The organism is Rhizobium sp. SVR5-9E, from assembly GCF_056755095.1.
The window spans coordinates 22569-28959 of sequence record NZ_JBNDHS010000077.1 but is presented as its reverse complement, the minus strand read 5'-3'; the positions used below and the strand labels follow the sequence as shown (position 1 = coordinate 28959).

The following is a 6391-nucleotide window of genomic DNA, read 5'->3' as shown; positions in this document are numbered from 1 at the left end:
TTGCCGAACCATGCGTCGTTCGTGATGTTCAGGATCGCGCCCGCTTCGGCAATGTCGCCGGTCATCTCATCCGGAAAGATGATCTCGTAGCAGACCAGGGGATAGAGTTTCAGTCCCGTCGGCAGTTCCAGGAGATGACGTGTGGCCGCGGCAGAAAAGCCTCCGGGCATTTCGACGATATTCTGGATACCGAGCTCGTTGAGGAAATTTTCGAAAGGCAGATATTCGCCGAACGGAACGAGGTGCACTTTGTCCGAAGCGGCGACGATCTGGCCCCGCCCGTCGATCACGATGATCGAATTGTAGTATCGCACCGGGTTTCCGGGCCCCATTTCTTCGGCCCGCACCGCGCCTGCAATCAGAATCTGATTGTCGTCCAGTGTGTCGGCGATCCGGGTGAGCGCGTCCTGATTGTCGGTGAGAATGAAGGGGATCGCCGTCTCCGGCCAGACGATGATGTCCGGCCTCCTGCCACCACTTTGAGGAGGCGCGACGGAAAGCTTCAGATGAGCCTCGAAGATCGCCGACCGGTCCGCATCCGAATCCATCTTCGCGGCCTGGTCGATCATCGGCTGCACGAGCCGGATCACGGGCCGCTTTTCTTCCGGCAGGGGGCTAGCCTTGGGGGCGACGTACAGCGCATAGGCGCCATAACCGAGATGCGCCGCAAAGAGCAGCGCCGCCAGCCCCACGCCCCATGCGGCACCCTGCCGCGTTCCAAGAAGCGCAGGTGCTGCGAAGACAAAGACGGCAAGCGCGGTCACACCCATGGTGCCGATGACATGTGCGGATTGCATCATGAGCGGCATGGGCATCATGCCGTAGCCGATCGCGTTCCAGGGAAAGCCGGTGAATGTCACGCTCCGCAGCCATTCGAAGAGGCCGAAGCTTGCGGCAAGCGCAGCGATGCGGCCCATTCCGTCCGACCAGAAGATGCAGGCGATGGCTGCGGCGAAGCCGTAATATATCGCAAGCACTGCCGGCAAACCGAGGATCGCCAGCGGCAGCGCCCAGGCAAATTCTTCCGAATCGATCAACAGGGCGTGGCCAAGCCACCAGAGGCCTGCGACGAAATAGCCGAAGCCGAAAAGCCAGCCGATCGCGAATGAGGGCCAGAGGCGGCCTAGAAAACTTGCCTCGGGAGAGGCGGCCGCGCCGTCGATCAACCAGACGAGGAGCGTGAATGAAATAAACATTGCGGCGAAGAAGCCGATTGGCGGCAGCGCCAGAACCGCAAACGTGCCGGCAAGGACCGCCAGCAATGCTCTTTTGAAACCCCAGACCAGGATAACCTTGTCCGCAAACCGCTCCATGCGCGCTCCGTTCAAGCCGCGAATCAACCCGGCTCGCAGTCTTTCAAAAAAGGCGCGTTTTGTCGTCCTGCGGAAATCAGCTCTACGTCGATTCGGTGGGCCGGTCGTCCGTTAGTCCGGTCGCGCCGTCGCCGTCGGCCTTGACGCGGCGACGGATCGCTTGGCGCTTGCGGGTGATGCGCACCCGCTTGATGCGGCGCGGATCGGCCTCGAGAATGTGGAATTCGAAGTCGGGCAGTGCTTGTACGACTTCGCCTCGCACCGGAATGCGGCCGAGGGCGGAGAAGATCAGGCCGCCCAGCGTATCGACTTCGTCGACCTGCTCGCTGATGTCGAAATCCGGGCCGATAGCCTCCGCGATCTCCTCCAGCTCGACGCGTGCGTCCGCCACGAAGACGTCTTCAGAAATACGCTTGAACATGACCTCCTCGTCGTCATGCTCGTCGTCGATATCGCCGACGACCATCTCGACGATGTCCTCGTGCGAAGCGAGCCCGTCGGTGCCGCCATATTCGTCGATGACGAGCGCCATCTGCGTGCGGTTCACCTGCATGCGGCGAAGCAGATCGGATGCAAGCATAGATGGTGGCACGAAAAGAATCTTGCGGATGATGCCGGCCTCGGCGAGCGTCTTCTGCAAGTCGACGCGGGCGAGATCGAAATTCGGCTTCGCCGAGCGCGCCGGCTTCTGAATGTTTTCCGGGGCGATCTCGACAAGCGGGTCCGGCCCTTTGGGTGTCTTCGCTCCCGCGCGGCGCTTGTTGCGCGCCTGCTTGGCGACATAGGAAAGAAGGTCGCGGATATGCACCATGCCGCGCGGATCGTCGAGCGTCTCGGCGTAGACCGGCATACGGGAACGTCCGGATTCCTCGAAGAGAATCATCAGTTCGCCGATGGTTATGTTCTGATCGACAGCCTCGATATCGGCCCGGGGCACCATCACGTCTGCGACGCGCACCTCGCGGAAGCGGAGGATGTTATGGAGCATTGCCCGCTCGTCTGGCGAAAAGGCATCGTCGCCGGTGTCCGACGTCATAAGCGCGTCGGCGAGATCTTCGCGAATGCGCGAGCCCTGCTGCGGGCGAAGGATGCGGGCGGCGCGCGCCCAGAAGGATCGTCCGGATTGCCTGCTACTACTGCCCGCCTCATCTGAGGAGGAGGATTGATCGGCGTCCTTGGCTTCTGCCGCGGGTTTCGTCGTAAAGTCGCTCATGGTTCCATTTTTAGGTCTTGACCCTCGTATGGGTCAGATAGGCCGAGTACCGCCAAAATGCGAGTCTCTAACCCCTCCATAATTTCGGCTTCGTCACTATCCATATGGTCGTAGCCGAAGAGATGCAAGAAACCATGTACCATCAAATGCGTCAGATGGTCTTCGAACGGCTTTTCGAGCTCTCGTGCTTCCCGTTCGACGGTTTCCTTGGCGATGATGATATCACCAAGCATCGGTCCTGGCATCTTTCCCGGCGTCACCGGAAAGGCTGGGAAGGAGAGGACATTGGTCGCCTTGTCCTTCTTGCGCCATTCGGCGTTGATCGCGCGGATGGATTCGTCATCCGTGAACACGAGCGAAAGCTCGGTCCCCGTCTTCGGAAACTTCTGCTTCTCATTGCTCTTGAGAAAGCTCGCCGCCGTTTCGAGCACGCGCTCCGCCAACGCCTGAAGCTCATCTTCGGAGGGCCAGTCGCCCTCCTCGATGCTAATCTGGATATCGAGCTCGGCCATCAGACCTGCGGGCCGGCATCTTCCGGCCGTGTTGCATAGGTGGCGTCATAAGCCCTGACAATCCGTCCGACGAGCGGATGGCGCACGACATCGACATCCTTGAAGCGGATCGTCGAAATTCCTTCCACGTCCTCCAGCAGCTGCAGCGCCTCGACAAGTCCGGACCTCACCCCGCGCGGTAGGTCGATCTGGCTCGGATCGCCGGTCACCATCATGCGTGAATTCTCGCCAAGACGCGTCAGGAACATCTTCATCTGCATGGATGTCGTGTTTTGCGCTTCGTCGAGGATGATCGCTGCGTTCGACAGCGTTCGACCGCGCATGAATGCGAGCGGGGCGATTTCGATGACGCCTGCCGTGATCGCGCGCTCGACCTTGTCACCCGGGATCATGTCGTAGAGCGCATCATAGAGCGGTCGGAGATAGGGGTCGACTTTCTCCTTCATGTCGCCCGGCAGAAAGCCAAGGCGCTCGCCGGCTTCGACGGCTGGGCGGGAAAGAATGATCTTCTCGACGGCTCCGCGCTCCAGGAGCTGGGCGGCATGCGCAACGGCGAGATAGGTCTTGCCGGTTCCGGCAGGTCCGACGCCGAAAACCAGCTCGGCCCGTTCCATGGCTCGTATATAGGCATCCTGCGTCGGCGTCCGCGCAACGATCGTCTTCCTGCGCGTCGAAATCTGCGCCATCGTCAGCTTGGCTTTTTTCTCCATGGTCGGCAGGCTCAACTGATCGTCGGCAGCAACCGCCATGCGGATTGCGCCCTCCACGTCGGATCGTTCCACGCTGCCGCCTTTCTGGAGCTTTTCATAGAGGTAGTCGAGGGTGCGTCGTGCTTGATTGGTGGTGACGACATCACCTGTAATAACGACGGAGTTGCCCCGCGCGCGCGCATCGATATTGAGCCGCTCTTCGAGAAGCTTCAGGTTCTGGTCGAATTGACCAAATAGCTCACTGGCGAACCGGTTGTTCTCGAACGTTAGGACGAAGTGATTGGCGTCGCTCGCTATGCGTGGGTGGCGCGGTGAAGAAGAAACCAATTCTTGTCCCTTCAAGCGGTCGAGCTCCTTAGGTTAGACCTCAGCCTCTGCAAACTCGGCAAACAGGCTGTTAGTTCCGGTTCCGGTGATTCGCACATTGATAATGTCACCGATTTGCGATGCTTTTGCATCAACATTCACTGACTGAAGCCACGGGGAACGACCGATAATCTGTCCCGGCAGCCGGCCCGGCTTTTCAAGCAGCAGATCAATCGTCTTGCCGACGCAGGATTCGTTGAACTCCTGCGTTTGCCTCAGAAGAAGCGCCTGCAGGCGCTCTAGCCGTTCTGCCTTGATCTCTTCCGGCACCTGGTCCTTCATTTCCGCACCGGGCGTACCCGGCCGTGTCGAGTATTTGAAGGAGAAAGCCTGCGCATAGCGCACCTCCTCCACCAGACGCAGTGTAGCTTCAAAATCCTCGTCTGTCTCCCCTGGGAAGCCAACGATGAAATCGCCGGATAGCGCGATATCGGGGCGGGCAGCGCGGATGCGGTCGATCAGCGTCATATATTCAGCCGCGGTATGGCGGCGGTTCATGGCTTTCAGGATGCGGTCCGAACCGGACTGCACGGGCAGATGCAGGTAGGGCATCAGCGCCCGCAGATCGCGATGCGCCTCGATCAGGCGGTCGTCCATATCGCGCGGATGGCTGGTGGTGTAGCGGAGCCGGGCAAGGCCTGGGATGTCCGCAAGCCGGTAGAGAAGGTCGCCAAGGCTCCACTCTTCGCCATTGGGGCCGGCGCCATGCCAGGCGTTGACGTTTTGCCCGAGCAGCGTGATTTCGCGCACGCCGCCGTCCACAAGTTTTTGTGCCTCCTCGAGAATCTGGCTGACCGGCCGGGAGACCTCCGAACCACGGGTATAAGGAACGACACAGAAGGTGCAGAACTTGTCGCAGCCTTCCTGAACGGTCAGGAACGACGTCACTCCGCGCGCGCGAATCTTCTTGGCTTCGGCAAGCGGCAGATGCTCGAATTTGTCTTCCAGCGCATATTCGGTGTCGACGACGCGATGGCCGTCCTTCGCGCGCCGCAGGGCTTCCGGCAGGCGGTGATAGGTCTGCGGGCCGATGACAACGTCGACGGCGGGCGCGCGGCGAAGAATTTCCTCGCCCTCTGCCTGGGCGACGCAGCCGGCAACGCCGATCATCATCTCGCGCCCGCTGGCAGCCTTTTTCTTTTTCATCTCGCGCAAACGGCCCAGCGCCGAATAGACCTTTTCGGCCGCCTTTTCGCGGATGTGGCAAGTGTTCAGGAGGACGAGGTCGGCCTCTTCCATGTCCTCGGTAGGCTCATAGCCGTCGCGGGCGAGTGCATCGCTCATGCGCGTCGAGTCGTACACATTCATCTGGCAGCCATAGGTCTTGATGAAGACCTTGCGGCTGTTGCTGCCATCGCGGAGCCGCTCGCTGGGGGCAATCTCTGGGGCCGGAAGAAGGGCGCTGTCTTGGGTCATGGCGGGCTATTTAGTGGTTTTTTGCCCTGTAGAAAACGGAAATCTTGACTCAGGCAATTTCGCGGCCGCGCAAACGGCTGTTGAGCATGGCGCGGATGCGACGTGCGATGGTGGCGCTGACCTCTTTTCGGCTCGAATCCGAACGGTACTCGACCGCCTCGCCGAAGGTGACTTCGGCATCCAACGCGGCACATTTTACGATATCGAGGAGGTGCGGCGCGAGTTCCACGTCGCCGGGCCAGCTCGCCAGCGGCCGATGATAGCGGCCCATGGCAATACCGTGCACTCTGGTATAGGCGATCGCGACCGGTTGCACGAAGACTGAGCCGTTCGGCGAGTGGGGCACGGCCATTGCGGCCGCCCCGAAGAGCGAGGATTTGACCTCCAGCAGACGATTGCCGTCGGAAGTCGTGCCTTCCGGAAAGAGCACGACGATTTCGCCGGCGGCCATGCGGCTTGCAATCTCGCTTGCCTGGGCACCGGTCTTTCGCTTCTCTTCGCGAACGATGAAGACGCTTTTCTGCAGGCGGGCGAGCAGTCCGAAGATCGGCCAGTCACGCACCTCTATCTTGGCGATGAAAGCGACATCGGCGATGGACGACAAGACCATGATATCCATCCAGGAGGCGTGATTGGCACATAGCATCAGCGGCCTGCGTCCCTCGAGCTCACCGTGGACCTTCACGCGAATGCCGAGTCCGTGGCAGGCAACGCGATGCCAGAGGCGCGGGAGCGTACGCCGAAGCCTCCAGTCGAAATGCAGACTGAGAAGCTGGAAGGGCATCAGCAGGATGCTTGCGGCGACGATGACGATCGCGGCATAGGCGATACGCAGCCAGACGATCAACTCCAACTCCCCGC

Annotated in this window: 6 protein-coding genes; all 6 read right to left on the bottom strand. The window is 60.6% G+C overall.

The features are described from left to right. The coding region (lnt, locus tag ACPYOJ_RS26165) for an apolipoprotein N-acyltransferase (protein ID WP_481418853.1) at positions 1-1313 on the bottom strand (1313 nt) is incomplete at its 3' end. An 82-nt stretch (positions 1314-1395) separates the two neighbouring features. Further along, positions 1396-2526 (bottom strand): hemolysin family protein, encoded by a 1131-nt coding sequence (locus ACPYOJ_RS26160; RefSeq protein WP_481418852.1) that lies wholly within the window; start codon positions 2524-2526, stop codon positions 1396-1398. Continuing rightward, positions 2523-3038, bottom strand: coding sequence for an rRNA maturation RNase YbeY (gene ybeY, locus ACPYOJ_RS26155; protein ID WP_481418851.1), 516 nt, complete (start codon positions 3036-3038; stop codon positions 2523-2525). The genes ACPYOJ_RS26160 and ybeY overlap by 4 nt, the downstream gene beginning before the upstream one ends. Beyond that, the gene (locus ACPYOJ_RS26150) at positions 3038-4090 is read right to left on the bottom strand and encodes a PhoH family protein (protein WP_481418850.1); all 1053 of its coding nucleotides are present in this window, start codon (positions 4088-4090) and stop codon (positions 3038-3040) included. Before ACPYOJ_RS26150 ends, ybeY begins: the two co-directional genes overlap by 1 nt. Positions 4091-4108: 18 nt before the next feature. Further along, positions 4109-5530 (bottom strand): tRNA (N6-isopentenyl adenosine(37)-C2)-methylthiotransferase MiaB, encoded by a 1422-nt coding sequence (gene miaB / locus ACPYOJ_RS26145; protein WP_481418849.1) that lies wholly within the window; start codon positions 5528-5530, stop codon positions 4109-4111. A gap of 49 nt (positions 5531-5579) precedes the next feature. Then, positions 5580-6377, bottom strand: coding sequence for a lyso-ornithine lipid O-acyltransferase (gene olsA / locus ACPYOJ_RS26140; RefSeq protein WP_481418848.1), 798 nt, complete (start codon positions 6375-6377; stop codon positions 5580-5582). Positions 6378-6391: the final 14 nt, after the last annotated feature.